Here is an 18,778-nt window from a genome sequence, read left to right as displayed (position 1 = left end):
GCGCCTGCCATGCAGGAGACGCTTGCCTACTCGGTCCCCGGCGCCAACGCGCTCCCTCGAATGGGTCCGCTCGCCGAGATGCTCGTCGAGCTGAACCGCGAACGCCCGCCGCTCGCCCGGCTGCGCCACGACGCCACCGTCGCGTTCGGCCCGACGATGCGCGTCGAGCGCTTCGCCCTCGGGAACGGGCTCAAGGTGCTCGTGCTCGTCGACCCCTCGGCGCCCGTGGTCTGTCTGCAGACCTGGTTCGGCGTCGGCTCGCGCCATGAGCGCGTGGGCAAGACCGGCATCGCCCACCTCTTCGAGCACCTCATGTTCGGCGAGACGGAGAGCGTCGCCCACGGCGCGTTCGACCGGATGCTCGAGGAGGCCGGCGCCGAGACGAACGCGGCGACGTTCCTCGACTGGACCTACTACCACACGAACCTGCCGAAGGACGCGCTCGAGCTCACCCTCCGCCTCGAGGCGGAGCGCATGGCGCGGCTCGTCCTCCGCGATCCGCAGGTGTCGAGCGAGAAAGAGGTCGTCGCCAACGAGCGGAGGCAGCGGGTCGACGACGACGTCGACGGGGCGGTGAGCGAGCTGCTCTACAAGGAGGCGTTCACCGAGCACGCCTACGGGTGGCCGACCATCGGCTGGATGGAGGACATCAAGGGCTTCACGACCGAGGACTGCGTCGAGTTCTACCGGACGTACTACGCCCCCAACAACGCGGCGCTGGTCATCGTCGGCGACGTCGCGCTCGACGAGGCGCTGCGCGGGGTGCAGGACCACTACGGCGCGCAGGAGCCGTCGAAGATCCCGGTCGAAGAGGTGTGCCCCGAGCCGCCGCAGATCGCGGAGCGCCGCGCCGAGGTGGTGAAGCCGACCGCCACGCACAAGGTCGCGATCGGCTATCGCGCGCCGGCGCTCGGGGATTTCGACCACGCGCCCCTCGCCCTGCTGAACGAGATCCTCTTCTCCGGGCGGTCGTCGCGCGTGCACCGCGCGCTCGTCCAGGAGCAGGAGATCGCGAGCGAGATCCGGGGCTGGGTCGGCTCGTTCCGCGATCCTTCGCTCTATGACATCTACCTCTCGGCCCGCGGCGAGCACACCGGCGAGGCGCTGCTCGCGGCCCTCGAGCCGCTCCTCGAGGCGGTGCGCCGCGCGCCGGTCACCGAGGCGGAGCTCGATCGCGCGAAGGCGCGCATCGAGCTCTCGGTCCTGCAAGGGCTCGAGACCGTCGCCGGCAAGGCGGAGCAGATCGGCTTCTACGAGACGGTGCTCGGCGATCCCGCGTCCCTGTTCGAGCGGCTCGCCGCCTACCGGCGGGCGACCGTCGGGGACCTGCTGCGCGTGGCGCGGCGCTACCTGGTGACCTCGGCGCGGACGGTGATCCACGTGATCCCGGACGGGACGAGCGACGAGGACGACGAGGACGGGACCGACGCGGAGAGCGAGGAGGCATCGTGAGCCAGAGCGTGAAGAGCGGCCTCGCCTGGGGCGCCGAGGGGCAGGGCAGGGGAGCGACGGGCGGCCGCGTGGCGCCCCGCGAGGGCGCGGTGCTCGTGGAGACGAGCCACGCGCTCCCCATCGTCAGCATCGTGGTCGCGTTCCCCTCGGGCTCGGCGCACGATCCGGCCGGGCGCGAGGGGCTCGCGCGCATCACGGCGCGCATGCTCCGCCGCGGCGCGGAGGGCTACAGCGCGAACGAGATCGAGGAGACGATCGACGCGCTCGGCGGGGAGTTCGGCACCGACGTGGCGACGAGCGCGACGACGGTGCATTTCGAGGTGATCAAGCGCTCGCTCGATCGGTTCGTCGAGCTCGGGGCCACGCTCCTCGCCCGCCCGACGTTCTCGCCGCCGGAGCTCGCGCGGCTCCTCCGCGAGGCCGAGGCCGAGCTCATCGAGGCGCGCGACAGCGATCGCTCGCTCTGTAGCCGCGCCTTCCGGCGCACCCTGTTCGCCGGGCACCCCTACGGCCGCCGCACCGCGGGCACCATCCCGACGCTGCGGGAGATCACGCGCGACGAGGTCGCCGCGTTCTACGCGCGGCACTACACCCGGCGCAACGCGATCGTCGCCATCTCGGGGGACATCGAGCCCGGCGAGGCGCACGTGGTCGCCGAGCGCCTCCTGTCCGGCCTGCCCGAGGGCGAGGCGATCCCCGATCCGGTGACGGATCCCGGGGCGAGGCCGGGGCGTTGCCTCGTGTTCGTCGATAAACCCGAGCGGACGCAGACGCAGATGGTCATCGGCGGGCTCGGCACCGACGCCCACGACCCCGATCACATGGCGCTCCTGGTGGCGAACACCGCCTTCGGAGGCACCTTCTCGTCGCGGCTGATGCAGGAGGTGCGCGCGAAGCGTGGCTGGTCCTACGGCGCCTCGTCGCGCGCGGGCTTCGATCGGCACCGCGACGCGTTCACCATGTGGACAGCGCCCGCGGCGCAGGACGCCCCCGCCTGTCTCTCCCTGCAGCTCGGGTTGCTCGAGGCGCTGCGGCGCGACGGGATCACCGAGGACGAGCTCACGTTCGTGAAGCGCTACCTCGTCCGCTCGCACGCGTTCGAGATCGACACCGCGAGGAAGCGCGTGCACCAGAAGCTCGACGAGCTCCTGTACGATCTGCCGGAGGGGTACCACGAGACCTACCTGAAGCGGATCGAGGACGTCACGCTCGAGGAGGCGAACGCCGCCGTGCGGCGCCGGATCTCCGAGGACGATCTCGTGATCGGCGTCGTCGGAACGCACGAGGAGATCGGCGAGGCGATCGCCGCGGCCGTCCCGAAGCTGGCCGAGGTGAAGGTCGAGCCGTACGATCTCGAGTAGCCGGCGGCGCGCCGAGGGCGATCACGTCGCGGCGCGCAGGCCGCGAGACCCGGGCGCGCGCCGTCTCGGGCGGCCTCGACCGAGGCGGCGAGGCCTGGCGCTCGCGGTGCTGGCGGCCTGCACGAGCGGCGTCGGACGACCGGGAGCGCGATCGGAACCGCCCGTCGGCCGCCGGCATCCAAGGCGCTGCTCCTTCGCGAGATCGTGGCAGGGCTCGCGGCCCGCTCCAGGATCATCGACGCCTCCGGGCGCGATTGCTCAGCGCGCGCCGCGCGATGTCTGCCACGGCGCACCTTGCGCCGGCTCGCGAGGGCGAACGAGGGGAGCTCGCGATGAAGGCACGAACCATCCACGCGCCGGTCCTTGCGGCGGTGACCGCGCTGTCCGGGCCCGCTGCCGCGGCGGTCCCCGTCACGATCACCCACCAGGGGCGCCTCTTCGATTCGGTGGGCCAGCCCATCGACGACACGCTCGATGTGGTGTTCGCGTTCTACGACGCGCCCGACGCGCCCGTGCCCGTCTGGAGCGAGCTCCACACCGTCACGTTCGACCAAGGCTATTTCTCGGTCGACCTCGGCGAGCTCGCGCCCGTCGACAAGCCGGTCTTCGACGGCACGGCGCGCTACCTGGGGATCACCGTGGGGGACGACCCCGAGATGCTGCCGCGCGCCAGGATCGCGAGCGTTCCGTATGCGCTCGAGGCCAGCAACGTCGCGGGGGACATCACGCCGAACTCGATCTCCATAGGCGGTCGCCTCGTCGTTGACAGCAGCGGCGTGTGGGTCGGCGATCCGATCGGCCTGCAGGGCGCGCCGGGGCCGGCGGGACCGCCCGGCGCGGTGGGCCCGGCCGGTCCGAGCGGGCCAGCTGGGCCGCCCGGCGCTGCCGGGCCGCCTGGAGCGCCGGGGGCGGAGGGGCCGCAGGGACCCCCTGGCGTCATCTCGAGCACCTACGTTTCCGGCGCCGGCGCAGCCCCTCAGAAATCGCTGCAGTTCCTGGCTGCGCCCGCGACCGTGAGCGTGACGGCCTCGGGGCAGCGCGTCGTCGTCGTCTCGAACAAGGCGCTCGGCGCGGCGTCGACCCCCGCGGATCAGCTCCACCTCTGGATCTGCGCTCAGCAGCTCTCGCCTCTCGGGGAGCTCAGCCCAGAAGGGACGGGCGTCTATGCGGTCCAGGTCCCGGCGCACACCCGCATCTCCATGGGGCTGAGCGCCGTGCTGTCGCCGCCCCCGGGCCAGTACAACGTCGGCCTCTGCGGGAAGTCCGATAGCCCCTTCTGGACCAACAACGACTATTCGTACACCTCCGCTGTCGTCGCGATGCAGTAAGGTCGGGCCGGGCGGCCAACCTCGCGCGCCGCGAGGTGCGCGGCGCCTGCCCTCCGATCGCCACCATGCAGAAGGAGCTGATGACCCCCGCGGCGATCCTGCTCGGCAGCCTCTTCATCGCGGCAGGGCTCTACCTCGGGCTGCAGCGTCCGCCGCCGCCCCCTGCGCTTCCGTCGGCCAGCGTGGAGGCCTCGACGGCGCACTCGGGCGCGCTGCCTGCGCTCGCGGACGCGCCCGCCCCTTCGCTGCCTGCGCCTCACCCCGCGTCGGCAGGGGCCTCGCCTCTGACGAGCGAGCTCTACAAGCGTGTCGAGGGGGACGCCGCCAAGGAGCTCGAAGCGCGCCGGTCGCTCTTCGTGAAGCAGTGCTGGGAGCCTTCGCTCAGGAAGAACCCGGCTCCAGCCCGCGCCAGGTACATCTTCAACATGACCTTCGATGCCTCGGGGAACGAGATCGCCCGCGGCATCAGCGAGGTGCGCGGGATGGATCGTCCCGACGCGGCGCAATGCCTGCGGATGATGCCGCTCGGGCTCGTCGTGCCGCCGCCCGGAAACCGCGTCTCCGTCGAGGTCGAGATGACCCTGCCATGAGCGCGCCGCGGCCGTGAGCGCGCCCTCTCCGCGGCGGCCGCGCTGCAGCGATGCCTCTCCGCCGTTTGGTCCGCGATGGGCGGTGGGCTAAGGTCACGCCGTGTCTTGGCTTGCTGAGCTCGCCCTGCACCTCTGCCGCGCGCTGCACCTCCTGGTCCTGGCGATCGCGCCCACGTGGCTCTCGCCTGAGCCGCTCCCGGCCGGCGCGCTCGCCCTCTCGGGAGCGCTCTCGGCGGCCGCGCTCGCCGCCGCGCTCGGCCTGTCGGCGTGGTTCGCCGCGCGGCTCGATACACGGCTCGCCAGGAACGGCGCGGCGCTGCTGTGGATCGCGATCGCCGCGGCGCTCGCGGCCACGCTCTACTACCGCGGGCCTCGCGCGCCGCTCGCGCAGGGGGTCGTTTTCGTCGCATTGCCCCTGTGGGCGGCGCTCGCGACGCTCGCCGCTGCCGCCGCGGAGCGCTGGCTCGGTTCGAGCTTCAAGCACCGGCGCATGGGGGCCGCGATCGTCGTGATCGGCCTCGGCGTCGTCCAGCTGAACGGGGCAGCGCCCCTGCTCGGGTCGCGCGAGCGGATGTGGTGGGCGGCGCTTCGCCGCGACGGCGCACACCTGCGCGCGATCGACGAGCTCGCGAGGCCGCTCCGCGAGCGGCGCAAGCTCGACGATCTCGACGGCGTCGCGGCGCGCTGCTTGAAGATGCACCCCGCCTCCGCCGCGCCCGCCGCGCCCGCCACGTGTGCCTGCCTCGCGCTGCGCGCCGAGGCGAGGCTGCACGCCCGCAACGCTGGGGCCGCCCTCCGCGACGCGGAGTCCGCGCGCGAGCGGTGCCCGGAGCAGAGCGGCACGCGCGCGGTCCTGGCCGAGGCGCTCGCCGTCGCCGGCCGCCCCGAGCGCGCCGAGGCCGAGGCGCGGGCCGCGCTCGAGGAGGGCGGCGACCCGTCGCGGCTCCGCTATGCGCTCGCGCTCGCGCTCGAGCGCGCGGGTCGCCTGGCCGAGGCCAGGGCCGAGGCGGATCGCGCGATCGACGCCGGCGCTGGCCGGAAGGCGCAGCTCCTCGCGGGAGCGCTCGCGATCCTGGCCGGGGATCTCGACGGGGCGAAGGCGCGCCTCACGCCGCTCGCCGAGCAGGATCCCTCGGACGCCGAGGCGCTCTACAACCTCGCGCTCATCGCCGACAAGCGCGGCGACTACAACAGCGCACGCCAGGGCTACCTCGCCGCCCTGAAGGCCGATCCCAGGAGCGCCGATGCGCGCTACAACCTCGCGCTCCTGACGTTCCGCGCGGGCATCGTCGAGGAGTCGCGCCACCACGTCCGCAAGTTCCTCGACGCGTTCCCGGACGATCCGCGGGGCAGCCAGCTCGCGCAGACGACGGGCACGCCGCTCGGCAAGGCGGACAAGGCGGACACGACCGACGGCGCTGCGCTTCCGGGCCGGCCCGGCGCGCGGCGGTCTCTGCAGGAGCCCGCCGCCGCGAGCTCGGGTTCTCGCTAGCTTCCGCCGCGAAGCGTCGTAAACGTCGCAAGCGGTGCAACTGATGCAACTCATGCAACTGATGCAAGCGTCGCAAGCGTCGCAAATGCAGGGCGCGCGCGGGGGATGGCGGCGCTTCTGCGCCATTTCGCGCTGTCGGCCCCAGCTCACTTTTGCACGGCGCGAACGTGACCCTGGACGACGACCTGTGTTATTCCAGAAGGTCTGGGAGGCTGCGTGACACCCGCCGCGGGGAACACCGTTGCCGATCGCTTTCGCCTGGTGCGTCCGCTCAGGCAAGGTGGGATGGGCTCGGTGTGGCTCGCCCAGCACCTCGGCCTCGACATCCCGTGCGCGATCAAGTTCATGAACGCGCAGGGCGTCTCGAAGGAGGTGCGGCACCGGTTCGAGCGCGAGGCGAAGGTCGCCGCGCAGATCCGCAGCCCGCACGTCGTGCAGATCCTCGACCACGGCGTCTGGCAGGGCACGCCGTACATCGCGATGGAGTACCTCGAGGGGGAGGACCTCGATACCCGCATCCAGCGCGTGGGGCGGCTCGACCCGCACGACACGATGGCGATCACGGCTCAGGTGGCGCGCGCGCTCACCAAGGCTCACGCGAGCGGCCTTGTCCATCGCGATCTCAAGCCGGCCAACATCTTCCTCGTCCGGGACGACGACAGGGAGATCGCCAAGGTGCTCGATTTCGGCATCGCGAAGGACAGCACGCATCAAGTCACCTCCACCACGAAGACCGGCTCCCTGCTCGGGACGCCCGCGTACATGAGCCCGGAGCAGGCGCAGGGCACGAAGAGCATCGATCACCGCTCGGACCTCTGGTCGCTCGCCGTCGTCGTGTTCGAGTGCCTCACCGGCAAGCTCCCGTTCAACAGCGAGGCGTTCGGCGATCTGCTCCTCAAGATCATGGTGAAGCCGCTGCCCGTGCCGTCGCAGCTCGCCCCCGTGCCGCCCGGCTTCGACGCCTGGTGGGCCCGCGCGGCGTCGCGCGAGCCGGAGGCGCGGTTCCAGAGCGCGAAGGAGTTCTGCGACGCGCTCGCGATCGCGCTCGACCTCGCGAGCGAGAGCTTCGAGCCCAGGACGAGCATCGTCGGCCCGTTCCGCGTGTCCGGCGAGCGCATCTCGGTGGAGCTCGGGTTCGCGCCACGATCGAGGGAGAGCGCGGCGCTCCCCGACGCGGGGCCCGACAGCGCGGCGCCTTCGTTCGGGGACGCGGTCACGCTGATCGCCTCGTCGGACGCCGAGGTCGCGCGGACCCCGGCCGGGTCCGGCGCGACGGTGGCCTCGCCAGGAGCCGCGGAGGCCGCGTCCGCGATGGCCGGCCGCCAGATGCGGTCGCACACCGCCAGCGCGCTGGTCTCGGTGGTGTCGACCCCGGTCCGGCGGCCTGTCGTCGGACGCGCGCTCGCCGCCGCGGCGGCCGGCGCGGTCGCTCTCGTGGCCGTCGCGTTCTTCGCCCTGCGCGGCGGGAGCCCTGACGCGACGGGGCAGCCGCTCGCGCAGCCGGCTCCCACCGCGTCGGTGTCCGATGCGCCGCGGCGGCCCGACGTCGTGGCGCCGGCCACCGCCTCCGCGCAGGCGCCGGAGCCGCCCCCCTCTGTGGCCCCGGCGGCCGCGGGCTCTGCGACGGCGCCCGCGGCGTCTACGACGGCGTCCCCGGTCTCGGCGACGCCGGCGAGCGGCCCGCGTGCGCCAGCGGCTCAGCCCGCCCAGGCGAAGCCGCGCTCCCCCACGCCGCCGGGGAGCGCGCGCCGCAAGCCGAAGCCGACGGACTTCGGCATCTGACGTTCACCCGCAGCACTTCGCACGGACCTCCTTCGTATGGCTCGTCGACTAGGGATCGCTTCCTTGCTGCTCGCCCTGACCTGCGCGCCCGCCGCGCTGGCGCAGGTCTCGGACGCCGATCGCGCGACCGCGCGCTCGCTCGCCGTGGAGGGGCAGGAGGCCCTCGAGCGAAAGGACTTCGCGGCCGCGCTCGATCGGTTCAGCCGCGCCGACGCCATCATCCACGCGCCGACGCTGCTGCTCGGCGTCGCCCGCGCCCAGGTGGGCGCGGGCCAGTGGATCGCGGCCCAGGAGTCGTACAGCCGCATCCTCCGCGAGGGAGCGCCGGAGAAGTCGCCCGAGCAGTTCTTCGAGGCGATCGCGGCCGCCCAGCGCGAGCTCGACGCGCTCGCGCCCCGGATCCCGCAGGTGCTCATCTCGGTGAGCGGGCCGGACACCACCTCGGTCACGATCGACGACGCGCCGGTGCCGCGCGCCGCGCTCGGGGTCCGGCGGCCGGTCGATCCAGGCGACCACGTCGTCCGGGCGTCGGCCGCGGGGTTCGCTCCGATCGAGGTGAAGGTGACGCTCGCCGAGGGCGCCAGCGAGACCGTCGCGCTGGAGCTCAAGCCGGCCGCGCCGCCGCCTCCGGTCAAGCCGCATCTGTCTGTGGCGCCGCGGCCAGATCAGGGCGCTTCTGCTTCCGGTTCCGGCGGCAGCAGCCGCACGGTGCTGGCGGTCGCCGCGCTCGGGCTCGGCGGCGCCGGGCTCGCGGCCGGCGCCGTCGGCGGCGTGCTCGCGCTCGGGAAGCACGGCGATCTGTCGGAGCGCTGCCCCGGCGGCCGGTGCGACCCGTCGCTCAAGGGCGAGCTCGACAGCTACCACGCGATGGGCACCCTCTCGACGATCGGGTTCGCGATCGGCGCGGTGGGCGTCGGCGCGGGCACGGTCCTGCTGCTCACAGCGCCGAGATCGCCGCAGCGCGCCGGGATATCGATCACGCCCGTGATCGGGCTCGGCTCCGCGGGGGCGAAGGGGAGTTTCTGATGCGCCAGGCGTTCGGAATCGGCTCGATTCTCTGCGTTGCCATCATGGCCGCCGCGGCATGCACCAGCGTGCTCGGGGACTTCACGGTGAGCGAAGCCAGCGCGACCTCGACCGGTGGAGGCGATGGGTGCGCGGCCGGCACGGCGGACTGCGACGGCAACCCCGACGACTGCGAGGTGAACCTGCTCGACGACCCGCAGAACTGCGGCGCTTGCGGCGCGGTGTGCCTGGACGGCGGGAGGTGCAGCGCGACCGGCTGCAGCGGGGTCACGGAGATCGCGCGCGGGTTTCCGACCATCGAGGCGCCGAACGCGAACCTGCTCACCGTCTACCAGGGCGAGGTCTACTGGACGGCGGGCGAAGGCACGGATGGCAGCGTGCAAAAAGTGTCGGTCCTCGGCGGAGCCGTCACGACGCTCGCCGTCGGCCAGAACGCTCCGTACGGGATCGCCGTCAACCAGCACGGCGTCTTCTGGTCCAACCTCAACGACAAGGACGTCTTGACGGTGGACCGCAACGGAGCACGCACGCCAGAGGTGCTCTTCGACTCGGACTTCGCGACCCTCGGCGTGGCCGCGGACGAGGACGCGGTGTTCTGGGCGCAGCGCGCGGCCGGCATCGGCACGCCGGGCGAGGGGAGCCTCATCGGCAAGATCACGATGCCCGACGCGGAGGTGGACGACGAGTTCCACGAGGACAACAACGTGTCGCCGCACCTCATCGCGATCGACCGAGAGCACGTGTACTGGGTCGATCGGAGCCTGCGCGGCTCGGTGAACCGGACGCAGCGGGCGACCGGCGACACGCAGCGACTGGCCAGGGAGCAGCCGTTTCCGTACGCGATCGCCGTGGACGACGACCACGTCTACTGGACCAACAGCCCGCGCGGGGATCACGCCGGCGAGCTGTCTGCCGTGATGAGGGCGCCGAAGGACGGCTCGGAGGACGCGGCGGCCGTCTGGACGGCCATCGAGGATGATGACGTGGCGCATGCGTCCCCCGACTGCATCGCCGTGGATGGGTCCGATGAGTTCGTCTACTGGACCGACCAGGGGTCGCCCCGCGTGATGCGGAAGCGCAAGGACGGCACCGGCAGGGCGCGGCCGCTGTACGAGGGCGGCACGCCGCGCGGCATCGCGCTCGCCGGCGGGTTCGTCTTCTGGGCGGACGAGAGCAGCGGCACGATACGCAAGCGGGCCCGCTGAGGGCGGCTCCCATGCGCCCCGCGGCGCCGCGGACCGGCTCAGCGCGGGGCCGAGCGCGCCCGCTCAGCCCGCGGCGTCGCGCACCCGATCGACATCGACGCCCAGCCGGCCGGACGTGTCGTCGGCGGCCGAGACGACGCGCGCACCCTGGATGATGTCGCGCGCCATGAGCTGCGTGGAGAGGATGGCGCAGAACGCCATGTCGTCGGTGTTGCTCATCGACTTGCCGCCGGTCTTGCGGCACTTCGCGATGAGCGCCGCGACGGGCTGCGCCTGCCAGATGCCGGCGTCCTTGATGGCGTCCGGCGACAGGCACGCCTCGACATAGTCCGGCGTCCCGCTCCCGAAGAAAGGCTGCACCACGGGCGCGCGGTAAGGCTGCTTCTTCCGCTCGAGGACGCCGGGCGGCAGGAGATCGCCCATCGCGCGCTTCAGCACGTGCTTCTCGTCGAGGGTGCGGAGCTTGAGCGCGTCCGGCAGCGCGTCCGCCACGTCCATCACGTTGGGATCGAGGAACGGGAAGCGCCCCTCGACCGAGTTCGCCATCATCATGCGCTCGCCCTGGGAGGAGAGCAGGTAGCCGGAGAGCAGCGTCGTGATCTCCAGGTACTGCGCGCGCGCGAGCGGCGTCCATCGCATGAAGCCGCGCGGCAGCTGCTCCCTCAGGCGATCGGCCGCGGCGGTGTCGCCGATGCCCTCGCGCATCGCGGGATCGAGCATCAGCTTGATGCGGCTCGTGGCGTCCCACCGCGGGCGGTGGGAGTAGAACGGGTCGTCCGTCTGCGCGAGGTTCCGCCCGAAGAAGGCCTTGGCCATCTCGACCTGCGCGACCGGCGACCGCTGGAGGTAGGGGTAGAGCCGGAGGAGGAGCTGCGGCCTTAGCTTGCTGTCCGGGTGGCGCGCCCAGAAGCGGCGCACCCGGTCCTCGCGGAAGATGTCGTAGCCGGCGAAGAACTCGTCGGCGCCCTCGCCCGTCAGCACCACGCGGTAGCCGCTCTGCCGGACGAGGCGCGCCAGGATGAACAGCGGGGCCGGGGCGGTGCGCAGCAGCGGGGCCTCGGCGTGGTAGACGACCTCCGGGAAGACGCCGGCGATGTCGGCGTCGCGGCACTGGATCGACGCGTGCGACGTGCCGAGGTGCGCGACGGCGGCGCGCTGGTACTCGGCCTCGTCGAACTCGCGCTCGGCGAACTCGACCGAGAACGTGCGCAGCGGCACCTCGCGGTTCGACGCGATGAGCGCCGCGACGATCGTGGAGTCGAGCCCGCCGCTCAGGTAGCTGCCGACGGGGACGTCGGCGCGCAGGCGGATCGTCGAGCCGCCGCGGACCGCCTCGCGCACGCCGGACACGAGCCCGGCCTCGTCGCCGCCGGGCGCGCGCCCGACGGGGAACTCGGGGCGGAAGCGGACCGAGACGCGCGGCGCCACGTCGCGATCGAGATCGAGCGTCGCCACCGCGCCCGGCGGGATCTGCTGGATGCCCTCGTACGGCGTGAGCGGGGCGATCGGCGCCCAGAACGTCAGCGCCTCGTCGAGGCCCTCGCGGGAGATCGCGCGGGGGATGGTGGGGTCCTGGAAGAGCGACTTCACCTCGCTGGCGAACCGGAGGACGCCGCGGTGGACCGTCCAGAAGAGCGGGTTGATGCCGACGCGGTCGCGCGAGAAGAACGCGCGCCGCTGCTTGACGTCCCAGACGACGAACGCCCACTGGCCGTTCAGCCGATCGACCATGGCCTCGCCGTACTCGGCGTAGGCGTGGATCAGCGCCTCGGTGTCGCTCTTGGTCCGGAAGTGGTGGCCCTTCGCCGTGAGCTCCTCGCGGAGCTCGATGTAGTTGAAGATCTCGCCGTTGAAGCAGACCCAGAGCGTCTCGTCGGCGTTGGCCATCGGCTGCCAGCCGCCGTCGAGGTCGATGATCGACAGGCGCGAGTGGGCCAGCGCGACGTGACGATCGCGGTAGATGCCGAAGCCGTCGGGGCCGCGGTGGCGGAGCGCCCGCGCCATCTTGAGGGCCAGCTCGCGGTCGGGGTTCGGCGCGTCGGTGCGTAGGTTGATGAGGCCGGCGATACCGCACATATCAGATGAGCTCGCTCTTCTTGACTTTGCCGCTCGCCGTCTTGGGGAGCGAATCCATGAACTCGACGAACTTGGGCACGGCGACCTCGTCGAGCTCGGACCGCACCTTCTTGCGGACGTCGTCGGCGGTCACAGCGGCGTCAGGGGCCTTCACCACGGCGGCCTTCACCGCGACCCCGAGCACCTGATCCGGCACGCCGACGACCGCCGCCTCGATGACGCCCGGGACCTTGCAGATCACGGACTCGACCTCGAGGGGGCTCACCTTCTCGCCGCGGGTCTTGATGATGTCGTCCTTGCGTGCGACGAAGTAGAGGTACCGGTCCTCGTCCATCTTGAAGAGGTCGCCGGTGTGGAGCACGACCTCGCCCGGGAGGGGCCCCGGCCGGAGCGCGCGGGCGGTCGCCTCGGGGTTCCTCCAGTAGCCGCGCATCACGTTCGGCCCGCGCACGACGAGCTCGCCCACCTCGCCCGGCTCCGCGTGCGTGCCGTCCTCCCGCTCGATCCAGAGCTCCTCGTTCGGCATCGCGATGCCCACGGAGGACGGCCGCTCGAGCGCCAGCAAGGGCGGCAGGTAGCAGACGCGTGTGCACTCGGTCTGGCCGTACATCGCGAAGAAGGAGACGTTGGGCAGGAGCTCGCGGAGGCGCAGGAGCTGCGGCGCCGGGAGCCCGTACGCGGCGTTCGTCATGTACCGGAGCGCCGAGAGATCGGCCTTCGCGAAGTTCTTGAGCGAGAGCATCGACGCGAAGATCGTCGGCACGCCCGCGAAGCCGGTCGCCCGCTCCTCGGCCATCCGCTGGACGATGGGCCACGGCATGGAGAAGCCCTTCTCGAGCACGACGGTCCCGCCGAAGGCGTGCGTCACGAGCAGCTGGAAGAGCCCGTAGGTGTGCGACAGGGGCAGCACGCAGAGGATCACGTCGTCCGCCGTGTGCTCGAGGTACGCGCCGATGGCCGCGGTGCTGTTGCGGAGGTTCTGGTGCGTCAGCATGACCCCCTTCGACTCGCCCGTGCTGCCGCTCGTCCAGCAGAGCGTCGCCAGATCGAGCTCGATCGCGCGGCGCGCAGGGGGCTCGCCGGGCGCGCCGGCCAGGGCCTCCTGGAAGTCGCGCCCCTCGGGCGGGGGCCCGGCCGCGGTCGGGGGAGCCGCGCCGCTCAGGAACGTCGCCGCCGGCCTCGCGCCGGGCGGGAGCTCGGCCACCGCGGCGAGGCCCTCGCGCATGCCGCGCGCCGCCACAAACACGCGGGGGGCGGCGAGCTCCATCACCTGACCGAGGCGCCGCGGTCGCATCGCGGTGCCGAGCAGCGACGGCACGCCGTCGGCCCGGAGCGCTCCGTAGTACGCGACGACCGCGTCCACGCCGTTGTCGAGCGCGACCATGACGCGATCGCCGCGCTGCACGCCCGCCTCGCGGAACAGGGCGGCGCAGCGATCGGCGAGCGCGTCGAGCTCCCGGTACGTGAGCCGCCGTCCCTCGCAGACCAGCGCGACGTGGCCGGGGCGCGACGCGGCGAACGATCGCAGCGCGGAGTCGATGAGGAAGCGATCCGAGCGCGGATCGCGACGAGCGGTGTGCTGCGTGCTCATGCGCCCCCCGGGGTTCGGGCTAGTTGCTGTTCTTCTTCCCGCTCACGTAGGTGACGAGCCTGGCGATCGAGCCGAAATTCTCCGGCACCATCTCCTCGTCGGCGACCTGGATGCCGAGGTCCTGCTCGAGGAACTGAACGATCTCGAGGACGGCCGTCGAGTCCAGGATCCCTTGATCAAGCAAAGCGACCTCGGACCCGAGATCGGCGGTAGCGCCCCGGTATCCGAACGAGGTCACCAGGAAGTTGCGAATCGTCGATTCGATGCTGGAAGTGCTCATGGAGGTAGTCTCGACGTCTATCACCCCCCCGGCTTTCCTGTCGAGAACACTCCGCGGAGCGACGGCCAACGCGCGGATCGCGGCAGGACGCGGTTGCGGTTCATCGCTCACGCTCGCGTCCGCGCTCGTTCGTGTGCGGCGTCGTGCCGTCCGCGTCCGAAGGCCGCCGCCAGGGCACGCCGCTTAGGTGAGATTGGCGACTGACGATCTCGCTGCGAGCCCGTCCGTCATGGTCGTCAACGTGAGTGAATGTCAGCGCGGTTTCGCGCTGTTTCCGGCGGGTTTCACGCCCGCGGAACGGCGTATCAGGCTGAGAATCCCGTTGACAGCGGCGTGCGCGGTCCGATGGCGCGGATCGTCAGGCGTGGCCCTGATCGCGGACGAGCAGCGGCTGCGCGTGGAGGTACTGCGCTACCCGGCGCTTCGCTTCGATGTCCTTGAACACGCGCTCGACCTGCTGCGGCGTGATGCCGACGGCGGCAGCCGCGTCCGCGGCCGGGACGTTGTTGTTGTAGGCGTACAGGCAGAGGTCCATCTTGTCGTAGGGGAGCGCGAAGTAGAACTCGTCCTGCCCCTGCGGCATCGAGAACGTGTCCGTCGTCGGCGCGCGCCTGCGGATATCGGCAGGGACGCCGATGTACTCGGCGAGCGCGTAGACCTGGCTCTTGTACAGGTGCGCGATCGGCTTGAAGTCCGCGGCGCCGTCGCCCTGCTTGACGAAGAAGCCCTGATCGTACTCCAGCAGGTTCGGCGTGCCGGCGACGGCGTAATTGAGCCTGTCCGCGTGGTAATACTCCATCATCTTGCGGATGCGCTGCTTGAAGTTCGTCGCGGCGACGAGCTGCAGGTACGCGTTCAGGGGGATCCGCTTCACGCGCGGCTCCTCGCCGGGCGGCTGCGCCGTCAGCTGCGAGACGTTCAGCCTGTCGCTCTCGAGGATCGAGGGGAGCGTGATCTTGAACTTCCAGCTCTCGTTGTAGTCCGGGTAGACCATCCGGATCGCCTCGTCCTGCCGCTCGTAGCAGCGGAGGCCGGTCAGCGCGGGCTTGATGTTCTCGATGACCGCCTCGATGCCGAGCCCCTCGGCGAGCAGCTTGCCGAGGCGGAGCGCGTCATCGGAGGTGTCGCGCTCGGGCATGAAGATGCCAAGCACCTTGTCCTTGCCGAGCGCGCGGACGCACAGCGTCGAGACGACGGAGCTGTCGATCCCGCCCGAGATCCCGACCACGGCCCCGCGCCGCCGCAGCGTACCGAACACCTGATCCCGGATGGCCTGCTCGATCTCTTGCGCTACTGCCGGGGCATCGATCCTGAGGACGTCTCGCGAAAACATGGTTGGCTCCACCCTTTCAAAAAGATGGACCAGCCTATTAAAACGGGGCGCAACAGGGAACCCTGTTCGCTGCGAGCGGGCATATGCCGCGGGGAGCTGCGCGCGCGGGCCGCGCCTTCCATCCATGGTTCCGTGGGTTCCACGCGCCAGGGCGTCCGTCTGCCCCGGCCGCGCCGCCACGCCCCGCTCGGGCGGCCGGGGCGGTCGTCAGGGCGCTGGCCGTGGCTCGCCGGTCGCGGAGAACTCGTTGGCCTCCGCGGCCAGGATCCAGAGCACGGCCATCCTGACCGCGACGCCGGCCTCGACCTGGTCGAGGATCACGCTCTGTGCGCCGTCCGCGACGCGCGGATCGATCTCGACGCCGCGGTTCATCGGCCCCGGGTGCATCACGATCGCGTCCGGCTTGGCGAGCGCGAGCCGGGCCGGGTTCAGCCCGAACGTGCGGCTGTACTCGCGCGTGCTGGGCAGGAAGCTGCCGCTCAGCCGCTCGCGCTGCACGCGCAGCATCATCACCACGTCGGCCCCCTCGAGGGCGGGCTCGATCCGGTCGTAGACGGTCGCGCCGAGCGACTCCCCCGCGACCGGAAGGAGCGTGCGCGGGCCGGCGAAGCGGACCCGCGCGCCCATCGTCGTGAGCAGGTGCGCGTTCGAGCGGGCCACGCGGCTGTGGACGATGTCGCCGCAGATGGCGACCTCCAGCCCTTCGAGTCGGCCCTTCGCGCGCCGGATCGTGAACGCGTCGAGCAGCGCCTGCGTCGGGTGCTCGTGCGTGCCGTCCCCCGCGTTGACGACCGCGGCGCGCGTGTGCGCGGCGACGTGGTGCGGCGCGCCCGACGCGGCGTGCCGGATGACCAGCACGTCCGGCTGCATCGCCTGGAGGTTCTGCACCGTGTCGAGCAGCGATTCCCCCTTGACCGCGCTCGACGTGGAGACGCTGATGTTGATGACGTCGGCGCTGAGCCGCTTGCCCGCGAGCTCGAACGACGTCCGCGTGCGCGTCGACGGCTCGTAGAAGAGGTTCACGACCGTCTTGCCGCGGAGCGTGGGCACCTTGCGCACGCTCCGCCGGGAGACGTCGAAGAGCGACTCGGCGGCGTCCAGGAGGGCCACGATCTCGGTTCGCGAGAGACCCTCGATGCCGAGCAGGTGTCGGTGCGGGTAGATCCTCCTCATGCGCTGGCTTACGTTCCTTCCGGTGGCGGGGGGGGCTCCGAGAGCTTTGTGCCGGCGGCGGTGACGAGAGCCCAGAGCTCGCCCGCGCGCTCCACGACGTCGACGCGCTGCCCGGGGGCGAGCTCGACCGCGCGGACGACGTAGTCGGGGTGAATCGGCAATTCCCTGCCGCCGCGATCGACGAGCGCGACGAGCTCGATCCGCTGCGGTCGCCCATAGTCGAGCACGGCGTCGAGCGCCGCGCGGATGGTGCGACCGGTGTAGACCACGTCGTCGATCAGCACGATGCGCCGGCCGTCGACGGGGAAGGAGATGTGGCTTGGGCCGATGCGCGGGTTCGGCAGGGCGGTCGCGGCGTCGTCGCGGTAGAGCGTGATGTCGACGGCGCCGACAGGCGGCGCGTGCCCCTCGATCTCGAGGAGCAGCGCGGCCAGCCGCTTGGCCAGCGGCTCACCGCCCCGTCGGATCCCGATGAGCGCCAGATCGTCTATGCCGCGGCCGCGCTCGGCGATCTGGAGCGCGACGCGCCGGAGGCCGCGCCCGATGGCGGCCGGGTCGAGCAGAGCTTCCATGGCGCGGCGAGGGCTAGCACGGCGAGCGCCCTGCACCCAAGGGCCGCGTGCGCCGCCCGCTGGATCGCCCGCGCGCCCGAGGGAGCGCGCCCCCTCCGGCGGTGCCGAGGAGGAGGAGCGTCCTCGGCGCGGCGTCGGGGCAGCGGCGCGGAGGCGTGGGCCGACTCAGTCGGGCTGGTGCAGCACCCGCTGGGTGCGCTCGACGAAGTAGAACCGCTCGAAGCCCGCGCGCTGGAACGTGAGCGCGCCGAACCCGTTGACGGCGATCGCGGCCGCCCCGAGGGCGTAGAACGGCACGCCGAAGCGGCGGCCGGAGACGGCGATCATGGCGAAGAGAAACGGGGCGAAATCGTTGGAGAAGCGGTAGCCGAACTGGAGCCAGCCGGTGTTCTGGTAGAGGAGGCTCGGCAGCGCGACCGCGGATACCGTGGCGGCGAGCGCCCAGAACGGGGGCGGCGTGCGCCGGGGCCAGAGGGCCCACGCGTAGATCGGCGTGGTCACCCAGAGCGCGAGCCCGTGAGCGTTGATCTGGAAGGGGGCGCCCTGCACGTGGGTGTACGGCAGGCCGGTGAGCACCACCGCGAGGTTGCGCGGCAGGTAGTGGTACGAGAAGAGCCCCCACTTCTCGATCCGCGCGCGCCACGCGATGTGGAGGTACCGGTGGCCGAACTCGACAGCGTCGCCGAAGCGCGCGTGGTTGTGCCAGAGCAGCGCCGAGAGCACGAGCGCCGCCGGCGCGGCGAACAGGGCGAGCCGGCGCAAGAGGGCGCGCGGGTCCGAGCGGTCCACGCGGAGCGCCTCGAACAGGAACAGCGGCAGGGCGAATCCGAGCGGCGTGCGGGTCGCGAAGCCGAGGCCCAGGGCGAGCCCCGCCGCGAGCGGATGGGCGGCTTCGAGCGCGCAGTAGAGGTAGACGCACGCCAGCGCGACGCCGACGACGTGCGCGGCGAACCACACCGTCCCTTGCACCGCGCTGAACCAGTAGACGCTCCCGAGCGCGAAGAGCAGCGAGAGCGCGACGTTCTCGGCCTGCGTACGGTGGCTGCGGCGCGAGGCCGAGAGCTTCTCCAGCGCGAGGAAGAGGACAGCCGGCCCGATGCCGGCGAACGCCAGGAAGAACTGCCCGTCGCGCACGCGCTCGGCGCCGCCGGCGAGCTTCACGAGCGGCGCGATGAGGACCGCGGGGAAGGGGGGGAAGCTGACGTAGTAGCGGTCGCCGAACACGGCGAAGTCGTTGCCGCCCGCGTGCGCCGGCGGCGGTCCGCCGAGATCGAGGCGGCCGTGGAGCCACGCCTCAGCGAGCAGCGCGTAGTGGTTGTAGGGCGTGTGGACGCCGAAGATCTCGCGGGAGGAGCTCGCGGCGTACACGAGCGTCACGAGCGCATAGAGGGCGATCGCAATCGCTGCGCGGCGGCCTGCTCGCCGTGCTTCCCCTGAAGGTTCCGGCCGCCGATCGGCGGCGCCCGGCGGCGGCGGGGGCCTGGCCTCGGGCGTGGCGCTGGGGTCCATGCGCGGGC

General features: G+C 72.1%; 15 protein-coding genes. 8 read left to right on the top strand and 7 right to left on the bottom strand.

The genetic code is table 11. The annotated features are described in order from the left end of the window. Positions 1-9: 9 nt before the first annotated feature. The 8 genes from WMF14_RS21620 (at position 10) to WMF14_RS21585 (ending at position 10,236) form a co-directional block, all read left to right on the top strand. The gene (locus WMF14_RS21620; RefSeq protein ID WP_272099628.1) at positions 10-1,452 is read left to right on the top strand and encodes a M16 family metallopeptidase; all 1,443 of its coding nucleotides are present in this window, start codon (positions 10-12) and stop codon (positions 1,450-1,452) included. Then, a complete protein-coding gene (locus WMF14_RS21615) occupies positions 1,449-2,813 on the top strand; it encodes a M16 family metallopeptidase (RefSeq protein WP_437803389.1) in 1,365 nt (454 codons plus the stop codon). The genes WMF14_RS21620 and WMF14_RS21615 overlap by 4 nt, the downstream gene beginning before the upstream one ends. Positions 2,814-3,145: 332 nt before the next feature. After that, positions 3,146-4,141 (top strand): collagen-like protein, encoded by a 996-nt coding sequence (locus tag WMF14_RS21610; protein WP_437803388.1) that lies wholly within the window; start codon positions 3,146-3,148, stop codon positions 4,139-4,141. A 65-nt stretch (positions 4,142-4,206) separates the two neighbouring features. Then, positions 4,207-4,731, top strand: coding sequence for a hypothetical protein (locus WMF14_RS21605; RefSeq protein ID WP_437803387.1), 525 nt, complete (start codon positions 4,207-4,209; stop codon positions 4,729-4,731). A 100-nt stretch (positions 4,732-4,831) separates the two neighbouring features. Beyond that, positions 4,832-6,223 (top strand): tetratricopeptide repeat protein, encoded by a 1,392-nt coding sequence (locus tag WMF14_RS21600; RefSeq protein WP_437803386.1) that lies wholly within the window; start codon positions 4,832-4,834, stop codon positions 6,221-6,223. Between the two features lie 216 nt (positions 6,224-6,439). Beyond that, entirely contained in the window at positions 6,440-8,005 is a 1,566-nt protein-coding gene (locus WMF14_RS21595; protein WP_437803385.1) for a protein kinase domain-containing protein, read from the top strand. 63 nt (positions 8,006-8,068) lie between these two features. Next, positions 8,069-9,031 carry a hypothetical protein gene (locus tag WMF14_RS21590; RefSeq protein WP_272099618.1) on the top strand — a complete coding sequence of 321 codons (963 nt, stop codon included), beginning with the start codon at positions 8,069-8,071 and terminating at the stop codon, positions 9,029-9,031. Beyond that, the gene (locus WMF14_RS21585; protein ID WP_437803384.1) at positions 9,031-10,236 is read left to right on the top strand and encodes a lipoprotein receptor; all 1,206 of its coding nucleotides are present in this window, start codon (positions 9,031-9,033) and stop codon (positions 10,234-10,236) included. The genes WMF14_RS21590 and WMF14_RS21585 overlap by 1 nt, the downstream gene beginning before the upstream one ends. Positions 10,237-10,299: 63 nt before the next feature. On the opposite strand, the gene asnB is transcribed toward WMF14_RS21585, so the two are convergent. The 7 genes from asnB to WMF14_RS21550 all read right to left on the bottom strand — a co-directional run bounded on the left by asnB (position 10,300) and on the right by WMF14_RS21550 (position 18,770). Next, positions 10,300-12,312: an asparagine synthase (glutamine-hydrolyzing) gene (gene asnB / locus WMF14_RS21580; RefSeq protein ID WP_437803383.1), complete on the bottom strand. Its 2,013-nt coding sequence runs from the start codon at positions 12,310-12,312 to the stop codon at positions 10,300-10,302. Position 12,313: 1 nt separating this feature from the next. Next, positions 12,314-13,903 carry a class I adenylate-forming enzyme family protein gene (locus WMF14_RS21575; protein WP_437803382.1) on the bottom strand — a complete coding sequence of 530 codons (1,590 nt, stop codon included), beginning with the start codon at positions 13,901-13,903 and terminating at the stop codon, positions 12,314-12,316. A 19-nt stretch (positions 13,904-13,922) separates the two neighbouring features. Continuing rightward, positions 13,923-14,183, bottom strand: a complete 261-nt coding sequence (locus WMF14_RS21570) for an acyl carrier protein (protein ID WP_272099611.1) — start codon at positions 14,181-14,183, stop codon at positions 13,923-13,925. Between the two features lie 358 nt (positions 14,184-14,541). Continuing rightward, positions 14,542-15,516, bottom strand: coding sequence for an NAD(+) synthase (nadE, locus tag WMF14_RS21565; protein WP_272099610.1), 975 nt, complete (start codon positions 15,514-15,516; stop codon positions 14,542-14,544). 207 nt (positions 15,517-15,723) lie between these two features. Then, a complete protein-coding gene (locus WMF14_RS21560) occupies positions 15,724-16,689 on the bottom strand; it encodes an aspartate carbamoyltransferase catalytic subunit (RefSeq protein ID WP_437330507.1) in 966 nt (321 codons plus the stop codon). An 8-nt stretch (positions 16,690-16,697) separates the two neighbouring features. After that, on the bottom strand, positions 16,698-17,261 hold the full coding sequence (gene pyrR / locus WMF14_RS21555) for a bifunctional pyr operon transcriptional regulator/uracil phosphoribosyltransferase PyrR (RefSeq protein ID WP_272099607.1): 564 nt from the start codon (positions 17,259-17,261) through the stop codon (positions 16,698-16,700). 165 nt (positions 17,262-17,426) lie between these two features. After that, positions 17,427-18,770, bottom strand: coding sequence for a hypothetical protein (locus tag WMF14_RS21550; RefSeq protein WP_437803381.1), 1,344 nt, complete (start codon positions 18,768-18,770; stop codon positions 17,427-17,429). Between the last annotated feature and the right edge of the window lie 8 nt (positions 18,771-18,778).

Source organism: Sorangium sp. So ce693 (assembly GCF_051521375.1).
In the GTDB taxonomy this organism is placed as follows: domain Bacteria; phylum Myxococcota_A; class Polyangia; order Polyangiales; family Polyangiaceae; genus Sorangium; species Sorangium atrum.
Note: the sequence above shows the minus strand (reverse complement) of the source record. Positions and strands in the feature narration are given on the sequence as shown.